The organism is Streptomyces sp. NPDC041191, from assembly GCF_055591945.1.
The window spans coordinates 94,160-107,756 of sequence record NZ_JBVIZC010000001.1; the positions used below are offsets into that span (position 1 = coordinate 94,160).

The 13,597-nt window shown below is 71.6% G+C and carries 15 protein-coding genes and 1 pseudogene; 5 read left to right on the top strand and 11 right to left on the bottom strand.

Going from position 1 to position 13,597, the window contains the following annotated elements; genetic code table 11:
• Positions 1 to 62: 62 nt before the first annotated feature.
• Positions 63 to 305: pseudogene (locus ACZ6AQ_RS00440) on the top strand (4-hydroxy-tetrahydrodipicolinate synthase); the annotation flags it as partial.
• A 126-nt stretch (positions 306 to 431) separates the two neighbouring features.
• The gene (locus ACZ6AQ_RS00445) at positions 432 to 1,694 is read left to right on the top strand and encodes a PQQ-binding-like beta-propeller repeat protein (RefSeq protein WP_468756380.1); all 1,263 of its coding nucleotides are present in this window, start codon (positions 432 to 434) and stop codon (positions 1,692 to 1,694) included.
• Positions 1,695 to 1,732: 38 nt separating this feature from the next.
• Here the strand turns inward: ACZ6AQ_RS00445 and dapD are convergent, their stop codons facing one another.
• The 3 genes from dapD to ACZ6AQ_RS00460 all read right to left on the bottom strand — a co-directional run bounded on the left by dapD (position 1,733) and on the right by ACZ6AQ_RS00460 (position 3,831).
• Positions 1,733 to 2,716 (bottom strand): 2,3,4,5-tetrahydropyridine-2,6-dicarboxylate N-succinyltransferase, encoded by a 984-nt coding sequence (gene dapD / locus ACZ6AQ_RS00450; RefSeq protein ID WP_468756381.1) that lies wholly within the window; start codon positions 2,714 to 2,716, stop codon positions 1,733 to 1,735.
• A gap of 204 nt (positions 2,717 to 2,920) precedes the next feature.
• Positions 2,921 to 3,511, bottom strand: a complete 591-nt coding sequence (locus ACZ6AQ_RS00455) for a TetR/AcrR family transcriptional regulator (protein WP_468756383.1) — start codon at positions 3,509 to 3,511, stop codon at positions 2,921 to 2,923.
• A complete protein-coding gene (locus ACZ6AQ_RS00460) occupies positions 3,511 to 3,831 on the bottom strand; it encodes a DMT family transporter (protein ID WP_388691781.1) in 321 nt (106 codons plus the stop codon). The genes ACZ6AQ_RS00455 and ACZ6AQ_RS00460 overlap by 1 nt, the downstream gene beginning before the upstream one ends.
• 41 nt (positions 3,832 to 3,872) lie before the next feature.
• Here ACZ6AQ_RS00460 and ACZ6AQ_RS00465 point away from each other — a divergent pair, with 41 nt between their 5' ends.
• Positions 3,873 to 4,958 carry a DUF7847 domain-containing protein gene (locus tag ACZ6AQ_RS00465; RefSeq protein WP_468756385.1) on the top strand — a complete coding sequence of 362 codons (1,086 nt, stop codon included), beginning with the start codon at positions 3,873 to 3,875 and terminating at the stop codon, positions 4,956 to 4,958.
• Positions 4,959 to 5,083: 125 nt separating this feature from the next.
• Here ACZ6AQ_RS00465 and ACZ6AQ_RS00470 read toward each other — a convergent pair whose 3' ends face one another.
• The 8 genes from ACZ6AQ_RS00470 to ACZ6AQ_RS00505 are packed head-to-tail and all read right to left on the bottom strand — an operon-like array spanning position 5,084 to position 11,667.
• Positions 5,084 to 5,422: a metal-sulfur cluster assembly factor gene (locus tag ACZ6AQ_RS00470; protein ID WP_055644196.1), complete on the bottom strand. Its 339-nt coding sequence runs from the start codon at positions 5,420 to 5,422 to the stop codon at positions 5,084 to 5,086.
• Positions 5,419 to 5,889: a Fe-S cluster assembly sulfur transfer protein SufU gene (gene sufU / locus ACZ6AQ_RS00475; protein ID WP_468756387.1), complete on the bottom strand. Its 471-nt coding sequence runs from the start codon at positions 5,887 to 5,889 to the stop codon at positions 5,419 to 5,421. The genes ACZ6AQ_RS00470 and sufU overlap by 4 nt, the downstream gene beginning before the upstream one ends.
• Before the next feature lie 11 nt (positions 5,890 to 5,900).
• Complete coding sequence (locus tag ACZ6AQ_RS00480) at positions 5,901 to 7,169, bottom strand: cysteine desulfurase (protein WP_468756389.1); 1,269 nt, start codon at positions 7,167 to 7,169, stop codon at positions 5,901 to 5,903.
• Positions 7,166 to 7,930 carry a Fe-S cluster assembly ATPase SufC gene (gene sufC, locus ACZ6AQ_RS00485; protein ID WP_017238623.1) on the bottom strand — a complete coding sequence of 255 codons (765 nt, stop codon included), beginning with the start codon at positions 7,928 to 7,930 and terminating at the stop codon, positions 7,166 to 7,168. Before sufC ends, ACZ6AQ_RS00480 begins: the two co-directional genes overlap by 4 nt.
• 7 nt (positions 7,931 to 7,937) lie before the next feature.
• Positions 7,938 to 8,255 (bottom strand): bifunctional 3-phenylpropionate/cinnamic acid dioxygenase ferredoxin subunit, encoded by a 318-nt coding sequence (locus ACZ6AQ_RS00490; RefSeq protein WP_388691770.1) that lies wholly within the window; start codon positions 8,253 to 8,255, stop codon positions 7,938 to 7,940.
• On the bottom strand, positions 8,255 to 9,472 hold the full coding sequence (sufD, locus tag ACZ6AQ_RS00495; protein ID WP_468756390.1) for a Fe-S cluster assembly protein SufD: 1,218 nt from the start codon (positions 9,470 to 9,472) through the stop codon (positions 8,255 to 8,257). Before sufD ends, ACZ6AQ_RS00490 begins: the two co-directional genes overlap by 1 nt.
• A 60-nt stretch (positions 9,473 to 9,532) precedes the next feature.
• Positions 9,533 to 10,948 carry a Fe-S cluster assembly protein SufB gene (sufB, locus tag ACZ6AQ_RS00500; protein WP_388691766.1) on the bottom strand — a complete coding sequence of 472 codons (1,416 nt, stop codon included), beginning with the start codon at positions 10,946 to 10,948 and terminating at the stop codon, positions 9,533 to 9,535.
• Positions 10,945 to 11,667, bottom strand: coding sequence for a helix-turn-helix transcriptional regulator (locus ACZ6AQ_RS00505; RefSeq protein ID WP_468756392.1), 723 nt, complete (start codon positions 11,665 to 11,667; stop codon positions 10,945 to 10,947). Before ACZ6AQ_RS00505 ends, sufB begins: the two co-directional genes overlap by 4 nt.
• Positions 11,668 to 11,846: 179 nt before the next feature.
• On the opposite strand from ACZ6AQ_RS00505, the gene ACZ6AQ_RS00510 reads away from it, so the two are divergent.
• Together ACZ6AQ_RS00510 and ACZ6AQ_RS00515 are read left to right on the top strand one after the other, a co-directional pair.
• Entirely contained in the window at positions 11,847 to 12,788 is a 942-nt protein-coding gene (locus ACZ6AQ_RS00510) for an ABC transporter ATP-binding protein (protein WP_468756394.1), read from the top strand.
• Complete coding sequence (locus ACZ6AQ_RS00515; RefSeq protein WP_468756395.1) at positions 12,785 to 13,573, top strand: ABC transporter permease; 789 nt, start codon at positions 12,785 to 12,787, stop codon at positions 13,571 to 13,573. The genes ACZ6AQ_RS00510 and ACZ6AQ_RS00515 overlap by 4 nt, the downstream gene beginning before the upstream one ends.
• The last annotated feature ends 24 nt before the right edge of the window (positions 13,574 to 13,597 follow it).

Consider the following 13,597-nt stretch of genomic DNA (forward strand, 5'->3'; position numbering starts at 1 on the left):
CCGCCCCGCCCTTCGGCCGCGCGCTCTGCGCGATGGTCACCCCGTTCGCCCCCACCGGCGCGCTCGACCCCGGCGCCGCGGGCGACACCGCCAGGGCGGCCCGGCTCAACGCCCGGCTGCTGCCGCTCGCCGAGCGGATGACGGCGTCCGGCCTGCCGGGCACGGTGACCGTCAAGGCGCTCCTCGGCGGCCCGGTGCGGGAACCGCTGCTGCCCGCCGGCCGGGAGGACGCCGACGGGCTGCGCGCGCTGTACGAGGAGCTGCTCCGGCCGGACCCGGGCGTCACCGTCCCCGTCACCGTGTGACAGGAGCTTCACGGCACTGTCCCCGTTGCGTCCCGGCCCCCGGAAGGGCGCGGAACCGTGGTTAGCCTGGGCCCGCTCCGGGCGCCGCCCGGCAGCGGAACGGAACGAACGACGGGGAGCCGACGGATGCCGATACGCGGAGGAAGCACGACGGGGCCGGTGGACGCCGAGAGGAACGGACCGTCCCGCAGACGCGTGCTCCGTCTGGCCGGGAGCGGCCTCGGTCCGGCGGCGCTCGGCGCGGGCGCGTGGGGCTGCGGCCCGGCGGAGGAGCCCGTCCCCGGCGCCACCGCTCCCGGGAAGGGCGCGTCCGCCACCCCCGGCAACGCCTTCACCACCCCGCCGCCGGGCACCGCCCCGCGCCCGCTGTGGCAGGCCCCCGCGGCGTCCGGGGCGTTCGGCGCGAAGGGCGCCCTCGCCGTCGCCGGCGACGTGGTCCTGGTCTCCGGCGACCCGCTGGTGGGCCGTTCGCTCACCACCGGCGAGGAGGTCTGGTCGCGGAAGGAGGTGGCCGTACCGGGCGCGCCCCTGCTCGTCAGTGGCGGCACCCTCTACCTGGCCAGCGCCCGGTACGACGGGGACGTGGTCGGTCTCGACCCGGCGACCGGCAAGGAGACCTGGCGCAGCAGGCTCGGCGGCGAGAAGTACGCCCACCCCCGGACCCTCGCCACCGACGAGCACCGGGTGTACGTCCTCGCCGGCGTCCTGGAGAAGGACTTCAGCGTCAGGAACAACGTGATCGCGGCCCTCGACATCGCCTCCGGCAAGGTGGTGTGGCAGGAGCGGCGCGATACGGGCACCCAGGAGCACGGCATCACCGCCACGCTCGCGGGCCGGTACCTCGCCTACACCGACTACCGGGAGAACCTGACGGTCCGTGACGCGGCCACGGGCCGTCAGGTGTGGACGAAGAAGATCGGCCGTTCCAACAGCGAGCGGCTCGCCGTCCACGAGGACCTGGTGATCGTCGCCGACGGGCAGCGCCTCCGCGCCTTCGCGCTGGCGGACGGACGGGAACGCTGGTCGCTCGCCTCCGAGGAGTTCACCCGTTTCCACGGCCCCGCCGTCCTGGACGGCGTGCTCCACGTCTCCGACTCCGCGCACGTCCTGCGCGCGGTGGACCCCTCGACGGGCAGGGAACGCTGGCGCAACGAGAAGCTGCTCGACGTCGCGATCCCCTGGCAGTTCGCCATGGTGGGAGACACCCTCTACGGGGCGACGGAACTCGACGACAAGGGCGGGGTCGTCGCCTTCGACGCCCGCGACGGGAAGCACCGCTGGACGTACAACGACGGTACGGGCTCGGTCGAGCAGTGGTACGTGGTGGCCTCGGGCAAGCGCCTCGCGGCCCTCCACGGAAAGCGGCTGACCGCCCTGCCGGCCGTCTGAGGACGGGGCGGGGCGGCCGGTGCCGTCCTGTCGGCGACTCAGTTGTGGCTGTGCAGGACCTCGTTGAGGCCGCCCCAGACCGCGTTGTTCGGGCGGGCCTCGACGGCGCCGGTCACCGAGTTGCGGCGGAAGAGGATGTTCGAGGCGCCGGAGAGCTCGCGGGCCTTCACGATCTGGCCGTCGGGCAGGGTGATCCGGGTGCCGGCGGTGACGTACAGGCCGGCCTCGACCACGCACTCGTCGCCCAGCGCGATGCCGACGCCCGCCTCGGCGCCGATCAGGCAGCGCTCGCCGATCGCGATGACGACGTTGCCGCCGCCGGAGAGGGTGCCCATGGTGGAGGCGCCGCCGCCGATGTCGGAACCGTCGCCGACGACGACGCCGGCGGAGATCCGGCCCTCGACCATCGAGGTGCCGAGGGTGCCGGCGTTGAAGTTGACGAAGCCCTCGTGCATGACGGTGGTGCCGGCGGCGAGGTGGGCGCCGAGGCGGACGCGGTCGGCGTCGGCGATGCGGACCCCGGCGGGCGCGACGTAGTCGGTCATGCGGGGGAACTTGTCGATCGAGGTCACCTGGAGGTGCAGGCCCTCGGCGCGCGCGTGGAGGCGGACCTTCTCGACGTCGTCCACGGCGACCGGGCCGAGCGAGGTCCAGGCGACGTTGGCGAGGAGGCCGAAGAGGCCGTCCAGGTTCTGGCCGTGCGGCTTGACGAGCCGGTGGCTGAGGAGGTGCAGGCGCAGGTACGCGTCATGGGCGTCGAGCGGCTTCTCGTCGAGCGAGGCGATGACGGTGCGGACGGCGACCACCTCGACGCCGCGGCGGGCGTCCACGCCGAGGGCCTTGGCGGCGCCCGCCCCGAGGGCGTTCACGGCCTCGTCGGGGGAGAGCCGTTCGGTGCCGGCGGGGCCGGGCGCCCCGGTCAGCTCGGGGGCGGGGAACCAGGTGTCGAGGACGGTGCCGTCGCCGGCGACGGTGGCGAGGCCGGCGGCGACGGCGCCGGTGGTGCGAGGAGCAGTGGTCATGACGGAAAACCTAACCGGCGGGCCCCCGCCCGGGCCAACCGGTCTCAGGTGCCGGGCGGGCGCGTCGGCGGCCCGGACCGGCTCCGGAGGGGAGGAGCGGTGGTCCGGACCGGCCCCGGAGGGCACTCCACCGGTCCGGTCCGGCCCCGCGAGAACGCTTCGCGTTCCGGGCGGGTCAGGGCCGGAGGGTCACGACCGAACGGGTCACGGCGCTCCGCCCGGGGTCCCATCCGGGGTCCCGTCCGGGGTTCCGGGGCGCAGCACCCGCCCCAGCATCGCGCGTGCCTCCCCCTCCTCGTACGCGTCGCCGGTGAGGAGGACGCTCAGGCAGATGCCGTCCATGAGGGCGACCAGGGCGCGGGCGGTCGCGGGGTCGGTGCGGCGGGCCAGGGCGGCGGCGACGGCACCGGTCCACTCGGCGACGACCGGGCGCAGGGCGGGGCGGCGGAGGGCGGCGAGGTAGAGCTCGTACTCCAGCTCCGCGCCGGCGGGGTCGGCGTCCAGCCACTCCCCCAGGAGCCGGGCGAGCGCGGTGGCGAGGTCGGCGTCCGGGTCCGCGAGGGCGGGGCTCTCGCGGACCGCCCGGCCGAAGCCCTCGCCGGCCCGGCGCAGGGCCGCGACGAGGAGTTCGTCGAGGGAGGCGAAGTGGTAGGTGGTGGAGCCGAGCGGCACGTCCGCCTCGGCGGCCACCGCGCGGTGGCTCAGCCCGGCGATGCCGGCCCGTCCGACGACCCGGAGGGCCGCGTCCACGATGCGTTCGCGGCGCCCGGGGTCGTGGCGGCGGGCACGGGCCATCAGTGGGCGCCGCCGAGGTGGAGGACGGCGACCCCGGCGACGATGAGGACGACTCCGGCGATCTTGGCGGGGCCGAGCGTCTCGCCGAGGAAGAGGACGCCGATGGTGGCGACGGCGGCGGTGCCGACCCCGGACCAGATGGCGTACGCGGTGCCGACCTGGAGCGTCCTGAGGGCCTGCGCCAGGAGCGCGAAGGCGACCAGATAGCCCACTCCGGTGACGAGCGAGGGCCAGAGCCGGGTGAACCCGTCGCTGTACTTCATCGAGGTGGTGGCGAGGATCTCCGCCGCGATGGCGCCCGCCAGCAGTCCGTAACCCATGTGTACGACCGTACACAACGCCACCGGATACCGTGTGCCGCATGACGACTCCTCCGCATCCCCACGGTTACGGTTACGGCGGCCACGCCTACCCGCCACCGCCTCCGCCACCGCCGAAGCCCGGCGTGATACCCCTGGCGCCGCTGGACTTCGGCGCGGTCCTGAGCGGCGCCTTCGCCACCTTCGGACGCCACTGGCGGCAGCTGCTCGGCGTGACGGGCGCCGCCTACGGCATCGCGCTGCTGCTCTTCGGGGCGGCGCTCGGCGTCGCGTACGCGGCCGTCGGCGACCACCTTCCGCGGGTGTTCGACCTGCCCGCCGGACGGGAACCGGACTGGGAGGACATCCGTCCGCTCCTGATCGCCTTCGCCTGCGTCTGGCTCTTCGCCCTGATTGTCATGTTCTGTACGAACGGTTTGGTCGCGGCGGCCTGTCCCGCCGTGGTCCAGGAGGCGGTCCTGGGCCGGTCCACCACCTTCGGTGCGGTCTGGCGCCGTTCCTGGACCCGGCTGCCGGCCGTCCTCGGCTCGGTGTTCCTGTCGGGCCTGGCGGCCCTGCTCCCGGCCCTCTGCCTCTTCGGGGGCTTCGCCGGCATGACGGCGGGGCTGATCACGGCCGCGCGCGACGGGGCGTCCCCCACCGACGTGCTGATCCTGCCGGTCCTGGGGCTGCTGGGGGCGCTGGTCACCGCGCCGCTCACGGTCTGGCTCTGGGTGAAGTTCTGCCTGGCCCAGGCGGCGGTGGTGATGGAGGGCCAGGGCGCGGTCGCCTCGCTGCGCCGCTCCTCGCTCCTGGTCCGCGACTCCTGGTGGCGCGTGTTCGGCTGCACGCTCCTCGCCGCCGTCATGGCCGCCGTGGTGAACGGGGCGATCCAGCAGGGGCTCTCGTTCCTCATGATGGTGCCCATGATGGGTTTCGACCCCTCCACCGACACCCCGGCGTCGGTGATCACCACCTTCGTCGTCCTCTTCGTCCTCCTGCTCCTGGGGCAGCTGGTCGGCCAGGCACTCGTCTCCGTCTTCCCGCCGCTTGTCACCTCGCTGCTCTACGTGGACCAGCGCATCCGCAAGGAGAACCTGGCCCCGGAGCTGGCCCGGGCCGCGGGGGTGCCGCACTTCGGTCCGTGAGCGACCGCTCCGGCCGCGGCACGCGGAACCCGTCGGGATCGTGCGCGCCGGCGGCGAGGCGGTGCGCGCGAACGGCCGTGCTCCCCGGTCTGTCGGGGAGCACGGCCGTTCGTACGGGGGACCGCTCAGACGTTGAAGCCGAGCGCGCGGAGCTGCTCGCGCCCGTCGTCCGTGATCTTGTCCGGACCCCACGGCGGCATCCAGACCCAGTTGATCTTCAGTTCGCTGACGATGCCGTCCGTGGCGGACTTCGCCTGGTCCTCGATCACGTCGGTCAGCGGGCAGGCCGCCGACGTCAGGGTCATGTCCAGCGTCGCGACGTTGGAGTCGTCGATGTGGATGCCGTAGATCAGGCCCAGGTTGACGACGTCGATGCCCAGTTCGGGGTCGACGACGTCGTACAGCGCCTCGCGGACTTCTTCCTCGGAGGCCGGCTTCATGGTGGCCCCGGCGTTCTCGGTCATGCCGACTTCCTCACTGCCTCGTCGTCGTCACCCAGAGCCTGGGCGGTCGCGTCCTTCCACGCCATCCAGCTGAGCAGCGCGCACTTCACACGGGCCGGGTACTTGGAGACCCCGGCGAACGCGACCGCGTCCTCCAGGACCTCCTCCATCGCGTCGTCCGGCTCGATCTGGCCCTTGGACTGCATCAGCTCCAGGAAGGTGCCCTGGATCTTCCGCGCCTCGTCCAGCTCCTTGCCGACGAGCAGCTCGTTGAGGACGGAGGCCGACGCCTGGCTGATGGAGCAGCCCTGGCCCTCGTACGACACGTCCTCGACGCGCGAGCCGTCGTACTTCACGCGGAGCGTGATCTCGTCGCCGCACGTGGGGTTCACGTGGTGCACCTCGGCGTCGCCGTCCCGCAGACCGCGCCCGTGCGGGTGCTTGTAGTGGTCCAGGATGACGTCCTGGTACATCGAATCCAGCTTCACGAGCCCGTCCCCTAGCCGAAGAAGTTCCGTACGTGCTCCAGCCCGTCGACCAGGGCGTCGACCTCGGCCGGAGTGGAGTACAGATAGAACGACGCCCGCGTGGTCGCGGGAATTCCGTAGCGGAGGCAGACCGGCCGCGCGCAGTGGTGGCCGACCCGGACCGCGATGCCCTCCTCGTCGAGGACCTGGCCCACGTCGTGCGGGTGGATGTCGCCGAGCGTGAAGGAGATCGCCGCGCCGCGGTCCTCGGCCGTGGTGGGGCCGATGATCCGCAGGTCCGGGACCTCCTGGAGGCGCCGGACGGCGTACTCGGTGATCGCGTGCTCGTGGCGCGCGATGTTCTCCATGCCGATCGCGGACAGGTAGTCCACGGCCGCGCCGAGGCCGACGGCCTGCGCGATCGGGGGCGTGCCCGCCTCGAACTTGTGCGGGGCGGGCGCGTACGTCGAGGAGTGCATCGAGACGGTCTCGATCATCTCGCCGCCGCCGAGGAAGGGCGGCAGGTCCTCCAGGAGTTCCTGCCGTCCCCACAGCACGCCGATGCCGGTCGGGCCGCACATCTTGTGGCCGGTGAAGGCCACGAAGTCGGCCTGGAGCGCCTGCACGTCCAGGACCATGTGCGGGGCCGCCTGGGAGGCGTCGATGCAGACCAGCGCGCCGACCTGCTGGGCGCGGCGGATGATCGTCTCGACCGGGTTGACCGTGCCGAGCAGGTTCGACACCAGGGTGAACGAGACGATCTTGGTCTTCTCGGTGATGACCTCCTCGATGTTCGAGAGGTCCAGACGCCCGTCGTCGGTGAGGCCGAACCACTTCAGCTTCGCGCCCGTGCGCTGCGAGAGCAGCTGCCACGGCACGATGTTGGAGTGGTGCTCCATCTCCGTGATGGCGATCTCGGTCTCGTGGTCCACGCGGTAGGGCTCGTCGGCCCAGCCCAGCATGTTGGCCACGAGGTTGAGCGACTCGGAGGCGTTCTTGGTGAAGATCACCTCGTCACGGCTCGGCGCGTTGATGAAGGCCGCCACCTTGTCGCGGGCGCCTTCGTAGAGCGCCGTCGCCTCCTCGGCCACCGTGTAGACGCCGCGGTGGACGTTGGCGTTGTGGCGCTCGTAGTACTGGTTGAGCGCGTCGAGGACCTGGCGCGGCTTCTGCGAGGTCGCCGCGGAGTCGAGGTACACGATCTTCTTGCCGTCGTGGACCACGCGGTCCAGGAGCGGGAAGTCCTTGCGGATCGCCTCGGTGTCGAGGAGGCCGGAGAGCCCCTGATGGGCAGAAGTCACGCGGACGCGCCACCCTTCACGTACTTGTCGTAGCCCTCGTTCTCCAGCTGGTCGGCGAGCTCGGCGCCGCCGGACTCGGCGATGCGGCCGTTCGCGAACACGTGCACGAAGTCGGGCTTGATGTAGCGCAGGATGCGCGTGTAGTGGGTGATCAGCAGGGTGCCCACCTCACCGGTCTCACGGACCCGGTTGACGCCCTCGGAGACGATGCGCAGGGCGTCGACATCGAGGCCGGAGTCGGTCTCGTCGAGGATCGCGATCTTCGGCTTGAGGAGCTCCAGCTGGAGGATCTCGTGGCGCTTCTTCTCACCGCCGGAGAAGCCCTCGTTGACGTTGCGCTCGGCGAAGGCCGGGTCCATCTGGAGCTGCTCCATCGCGGACTTGACCTCCTTCACCCAGGTGCGCAGCTTGGGGGCCTCGCCGCGGACGGCGGTGGCGGAGGTGCGCAGGAAGTTGGAGACCGAGACGCCGGGGACCTCGACCGGGTACTGCATGGCCAGGAAGACGCCGGCGCGGGCGCGCTCGTCGACCGACATCTCCAGGACGTCCTCGCCGTCGAGGGTGACGGTGCCGCCGGTGACGGTGTACTTCGGGTGGCCGGCCAGCGAGTACGCCAGGGTGGACTTGCCGGAGCCGTTGGGGCCCATGACGGCGTGGGTCTCGCCCTGCTTGATGGTCAGGTCGACGCCCTTGAGGATCTCGCGGGGGCCGTTCTCCGCCTCGACGGAGACGTGCAGGTCGTGGATTTCAAGCGTAGCCATGGGTGACTCAGGACTCCTGGGTGACGGAGACGAGCACATCGTCCCCTTCGATCTTTACGGGGTAAACGGGGACGGGACGCGTCGCGGGAAGGCCGGAGGGCTTGCCGGTGCGCAGGTCGAAGCTGGAGCCGTGCAGCCAGCACTCGATGGCGCAGTCCTCGACCTCGCCCTCCGAGAGGGAGACGTTCGCGTGCGAGCAGATGTCGTTGATCGCGAACACCTCGCCCTCGGTGCGCACGACCGACACCGGGGTGCCGTCGACCTCGACCCGCTTCGGGGTGTCGGCCTCCAGCTCGCCCAGTGCGCAGACTCGGACGAAGGCCATCAGACGGACGCCTCCAGCTCGGCCTCGATCTTGGCGAGCAGGCGCTCCTGGACGTCGGGCAGGCCGATCTGCTGGACCAGTTCGGCGAAGAAGCCGCGGACGACGAGGCGGCGGGCCTCGATCTCCGGGATGCCGCGGGCCATCAGGTAGAAGAGCTGCTCGTCGTCGAAGCGGCCGGTGGCCGAGGCGTGGCCGGCGCCGGCGATCTCGCCGGTCTCGATCTCCAGGTTCGGCACGGAGTCGACCCGGGCGCCGTCCGTGAGGACCAGGTTCCGGTTCAGCTCGTACGTGTCGGTGCCCTCGGCGGCGGCCCGGATGAGCACGTCGCCGATCCAGACGGCGTGCGCGTCCTGGCCCTGGAGCGCGCCCTTGTAGGCCACGTTGGACTTGCAGTGCGGGGTGTTGTGGTCCACCAGGAGGCGGTGCTCCTGGTGCTGGCCCGCGTCGGTGAAGTACAGGCCGAACAGCTCGGCCTCGCCGCCGGGGGCCGCGTAGGCCACGCGCGGGTGGAGGCGGACGACGTCGCCGCCGAAGGTGACGACGACCGACTTGAAGGAGGCGTCACGGCCGACCAGGGCGTTGTGCTGGGCGACGTGGACGGCGTTCTCGTCCCAGTCCTGGACGGAGACGACCGTGAGCTTGGCGCCGTCGCCGAGGACGTAGTCGACGTTGGCGGCGAGGACGGCGTCGCCGGTGTGGTCGATGACCACGACGGCCTCGGCGAAGGCACCGAGTTCGATCACCTGGTGGCCGAAGGCGACCCCGCCGTTGCCGTGGACGGCGACGCGGATCGGCTCGGTCAGGACGGTGTCCTTGGCGACGGTGACGACCGACGCCTTCTCGAACGAGGAGTACGCCTGGGCGGCGACCCGGTCGACGGGCCTGCCGGCCCGGCCGAGGCGCTCGTCGTCACGGCCGACGGTCTCCACGGTGACGCCCTCGGGGGCCTCGATGTCGACCTTGACGCCCTCACCGGTCGCGACGGCGGTGCCGTCGTGCAGACCGCGCAGGCGCTCCAGCGGGGTGAACCGCCACTCCTCCTCGCGGCCGTGCGGGACGGGGAAGTCCGCGACGTCGAAGGAGGGGGGCGCGCTCATGCGCGTGGCGACGGTGGACTCGGCGGCCACCGCGATCGAGCCGGCAGTGGTCGAACCTGCCGGCGGGGGTCCCCCCGCTCGAGCGGAGCCGAGAGTGGGGGAGTTCTGAGCCTCAGCCATGGCTGTCGTGTTGCTCTCTTCCTGCGTAAGAACGGGGCGGTACGGGGCGGCGGGGCGGCGTCAGCCGACCGCGCCCTCCATCTGCAGCTCGATCAGCCGGTTGAGCTCCAGGGCGTACTCCATGGGGAGCTCCTTGGCGATGGGCTCGACGAAGCCGCGGACGATCATCGCCATGGCCTCGAACTCCGTGAGGCCGCGGCTCATCAGGTAGAAGAGCTGGTCCTCGGAGACCTTGGAGACGGTGGCCTCGTGGCCCATGGAGACGTCGTCCTCGCGCACGTCCACGTAGGGGTACGTGTCCGAGCGGGAGATGGTGTCCACGAGCAGCGCGTCGCAGAGCACGTTGGACTTGGAGCCCGGAGCGCCCTCGCCGATCTCGATGAGACCGCGGTAGGAGGTGCGGCCGCCGCCCCGCGCCACCGACTTGGAGACGATGTTGGAGGAGGTGTTCGGGGCCATGTGGACCATCTTGGCGCCCGCGTCCTGGTGCTGGCCCTCGCCCGCGAAGGCGATGGACAGGGTCTCGCCCCTGGCGTGCTCGCCCATGAGGTAGACGGCCGGGTACTTCATGGTGACCTTGGAGCCGATGTTGCCGTCGACCCACTCCATGGTGGCGCCCTCGTAGGCGACGGCGCGCTTGGTCACCAGGTTGTAGACGTTGTTCGACCAGTTCTGGATGGTCGTGTAGCGGCAGCGGCCGCCCTTCTTGACGATGATCTCCACGACGGCGCTGTGCAGCGAGTCCGAGGAGTAGATCGGGGCGGTGCAGCCCTCGACGTAGTGGACGTAGGCGTCCTCGTCCACGACGATCAGCGTCCGCTCGAACTGGCCCATGTTCTCCGTGTTGATGCGGAAGTACGCCTGGAGCGGGATCTCGACGTGCACGCCCTTCGGCACGTAGATGAAGGAGCCGCCGGACCACACGGCCGTGTTCAGGGAGGCGAACTTGTTGTCGCCGACCGGGATGACGGTGCCGAAGTACTCCTTGAAGAGTTCCTCGTGCTCCTTCAGCGCGGTGTCGGTGTCGACGAAGATCACGCCCTGCTCCTCCAGGTCCTCGCGGATCTGGTGGTAGACGACCTCGGACTCGTACTGGGCGGCGACGCCGGCGACGAGGCGCTGCTTCTCGGCCTCGGGGATGCCGAGCTTGTCGTACGTGTTCTTGATGTCCTCCGGCAGGTCCTCCCAGGACTCGGCCTGCTTCTCGGTGGACCGGACGAAGTACTTGATGTTGTCGAAGTCGATGCCGGAGAGGTCGGAGCCCCAGGTCGGCATGGGCTTCTTGCCGAAGAGGCGCAGACCCTTGAGACGCAGCTTCAGCATCCACTCGGGCTCGTTCTTCTTCGCGGAGATGTCGCGGACGACGTCTTCGTTCAGACCGCGCTTGGCGGTGGCACCGGCGGCGTCGGAGTCGGCCCAGCCGTACTCGTACCGACCCAGGCCCTCAAGCTCGGGGTGGCTGATCTCGGTGGTCATGCGGGGTTCCTCCCGGCCGTGCTGTCGGATGATGCGGTGGTCTGTGGGGCGCCGTGCGGGATGAACGTGGTGCAGACGCCGTCACCATGGGCGATGGTGGCCAGACGCTGGACGTGCGTTCCCAGGAGACGGGAGAAGAACTCCGTCTCCGCCTCGCACAGCTGGGGGTACTGCTCGGCGACGTGGGCGACCGGGCAGTGGTGCTGGCAGAGCTGCTCGCCGACCGGCGCGTTCCGCGCGGTGGCAGCGTACCCGTCCGCGGTGAGGGCCCTGGCGAGCGCCTCGGTGCGCCGCGCGGGCTCGGCCGCCTCGACGGCCTCGCGGTACGCGCTCCCCTGGCTCTCGATCCGGTCCCGGGCGAAGGCGGCGACGGCCGCCTCTCCTCCGGCGTTGCGTTCGATCCACCGGAGCGCCTCGACGGCGAGCGAGTCGTACGACTGGTCGAAGGCGTCCCGGCCGCAGTCGGTGAGCGCGAAGACCTTCGCGGGGCGGCCGCGGGCGCGGGCGCCGTAGACGCGCTTCTCGCGGGCCTCGACGACGTTCTCCGCGACCAGCGAGTCGAGGTGGCGGCGGACGGCGGCCTGGGTGAGGCCGAGCCGGTCGGCCAGGTCGGCGACGGTCGAAGGTCCGTGGTCCAGGATCGACCGCGCCACCCGGTTGCGCGTCGAACGCTCCCGGGTCGCGAGTTCCTCCACGGGAGCCGCGCCAACGTTTTTCACAACACCATTGTTGCGTAATTAATCGGGCGGTGACAAGCCGGGCCGACGGCGACGGCGGTGCCGTGCGTCACTCAGGTAAGGCTTACCTGACCTGCGAAAACGATCATTCGTGGGATGAATCCGGCCGCTCCCGGGCCCCGGGACCGGAGGCCCCCCGGACGCTCTCTAGACTTCCCGGCATGCGCGGTGAGTCCAGAACGAGCGAGTCCGTCGTCCAGGTCCGTGGCCTGGTCAAACGGTACGGGTCCAAGACCGCCGTCGACGGCCTCGACCTGGACGTGCAGGCGGGCACCGTCACCGCCGTCCTCGGTCCCAACGGGGCCGGCAAGACCACCACGGTCGAGATCTGCGAGGGCTACCGCGGGGCCGACGCCGGCACCGTCCGGGTCCTCGGCCTCGACCCGGTCGCCGACGCGTCCGCCCTGCGCCCCCGGATCGGCGTCATGCTCCAGTCGGGCGGTGTCTACTCCGGCGCCCGCGCCGACGAGATGCTCCGCCACATGGCGAAGCTGCACGCCCACCCGCTGGACGTGGACGCCCTGATCGAGCGCCTCGGCCTCGGCTCCTGCGGCCGCACGTCCTACCGGCGCCTCTCCGGGGGCCAGCAGCAGCGCCTCGCGCTCGCCATGGCCGTCGTCGGCCGCCCGGAGCTGGTCTTCCTCGACGAGCCCACCGCGGGGCTCGACCCGCAGGCCCGCCGGGCCACCTGGGAGCTGGTCCGCGAGCTGCGCGCCGACGGGGTGACCACCGTCCTCACCACGCACTTCATGCAGGAGGCCGAGGAGCTGGCCGACGACGTCGCCATCGTGGACGCGGGCCGGATCGCCGCCCAGGGCAGCCCCGAGGAGCTGTGCCGGGGCGGGGCCGAGAACACCCTGCGCTTCACCGGCCGCCCCCACCTCGACCTGGGCTCCCTGCTCAAGGCGCTGCCGGACGGCACGGCCGCCGCGGAGACCCTTCCGGGCACGTACCGCGTCACCGGCGACATCGACCCGCAGCTGCTCGCCACGGTGACCAGCTGGTGCGCCCAGCACGGCGTCATGCCCGGCGGGATCTCCGTCGAACGCCACACCCTGGAAGACGTCTTCCTGGAGCTCACCGGCAAGGAGCTGAGGTCATGAGCACGGACACCCGCGCCCCCGGTACGGGCACCTACGCCCCGAGGCCCGGGGCGGCGCCCGTCGGGCGGATGATCGCCGCGCAGACCGCCCTGGAGACCAGGATGCTGCTGCGCAACGGCGAGCAGCTGCTCCTGACGGTCGTCATCCCCTCGCTGCTCCTGGTGCTGTTCTCCACGGTCGACATCATCGACACCGGCTCCGGGAGGGCCGTCGACTTCCTCACCCCCGGCGTCCTCGCCCTCGCCGTGATGTCCACCGCCTTCACCGGCCAGGCCATCGCGACCGGCTTCGAGCGCCGGTACGGGGTGCTCAAGCGCCTGGGGGCCTCCCCGCTCCCCCGCTGGGCCCTGATGACCGCCAAGACGCTCTCCGTCCTCGTCACCGAGGTCCTCCAGGTCGCGCTCCTGACGGCGATCGCGCTGGCGCTGGGCTGGTCCCCGCACGGGAACCCGTTCCCGGTCCTGCTGCTCCTGGTCCTCGGCACGGCCGCCTTCTCCGGCCTCGGCCTGCTGATGGCCGGCACCCTGAAGGCCGAGGCCACCCTGGCCGCCGCCAATCTGGTCTTCCTGCTGCTCCTGGTCGGCGGCGGGGTGATCGTGCCGCTGGAGAAGTTCCCGGACGCGGCCCGGACGGTGCTGGAGCTGCTCCCGATCTCCGCCCTCTCCGACGGCCTGCGGAGCGTCCTGCAGGACGGCGCGGCCCTCCCCTGGGGCGACGCGCTGACCCTCGCGGTCTGGGCCGTCCTCGGCCTCGGCGCGGCGGCGCGGTTCTTCCGATGGGAGTAACCGAGAGGTTCCGTTCGGCCGCAT

What these genes read in the sequence shown, in the direction of transcription:
- ACZ6AQ_RS00445 (WP_468756380.1), top strand. Translation starts at nt 432, where the DNA reads ATGCCGATACGCGGAGGAAGCACGACGGGGCCGGTGGACGCCGAGAGG.
- ACZ6AQ_RS00465 (WP_468756385.1), top strand. Translation starts at nt 3,873, where the DNA reads ATGACGACTCCTCCGCATCCCCACGGTTACGGTTACGGCGGCCACGCC.
- ACZ6AQ_RS00510 (WP_468756394.1), top strand. Translation starts at nt 11,847, where the DNA reads ATGCGCGGTGAGTCCAGAACGAGCGAGTCCGTCGTCCAGGTCCGTGGC.
- sufB (WP_388691766.1), bottom strand. Translation starts at nt 10,948, where the DNA reads ATGACCACCGAGATCAGCCACCCCGAGCTTGAGGGCCTGGGTCGGTAC.
- dapD (WP_468756381.1), bottom strand. Translation starts at nt 2,716, where the DNA reads ATGACCACTGCTCCTCGCACCACCGGCGCCGTCGCCGCCGGCCTCGCC.
- ACZ6AQ_RS00460 (WP_388691781.1), bottom strand. Translation starts at nt 3,831, where the DNA reads ATGGGTTACGGACTGCTGGCGGGCGCCATCGCGGCGGAGATCCTCGCC.
- ACZ6AQ_RS00515 (WP_468756395.1), top strand. Translation starts at nt 12,785, where the DNA reads ATGAGCACGGACACCCGCGCCCCCGGTACGGGCACCTACGCCCCGAGG.
- sufD (WP_468756390.1), bottom strand. Translation starts at nt 9,472, where the DNA reads ATGGCTGAGGCTCAGAACTCCCCCACTCTCGGCTCCGCTCGAGCGGGG.
- ACZ6AQ_RS00470 (WP_055644196.1), bottom strand. Translation starts at nt 5,422, where the DNA reads ATGACCGAGAACGCCGGGGCCACCATGAAGCCGGCCTCCGAGGAAGAA.
- sufC (WP_017238623.1), bottom strand. Translation starts at nt 7,930, where the DNA reads ATGGCTACGCTTGAAATCCACGACCTGCACGTCTCCGTCGAGGCGGAG.
- ACZ6AQ_RS00490 (WP_388691770.1), bottom strand. Translation starts at nt 8,255, where the DNA reads ATGGCCTTCGTCCGAGTCTGCGCACTGGGCGAGCTGGAGGCCGACACC.
- ACZ6AQ_RS00455 (WP_468756383.1), bottom strand. Translation starts at nt 3,511, where the DNA reads ATGGCCCGTGCCCGCCGCCACGACCCCGGGCGCCGCGAACGCATCGTG.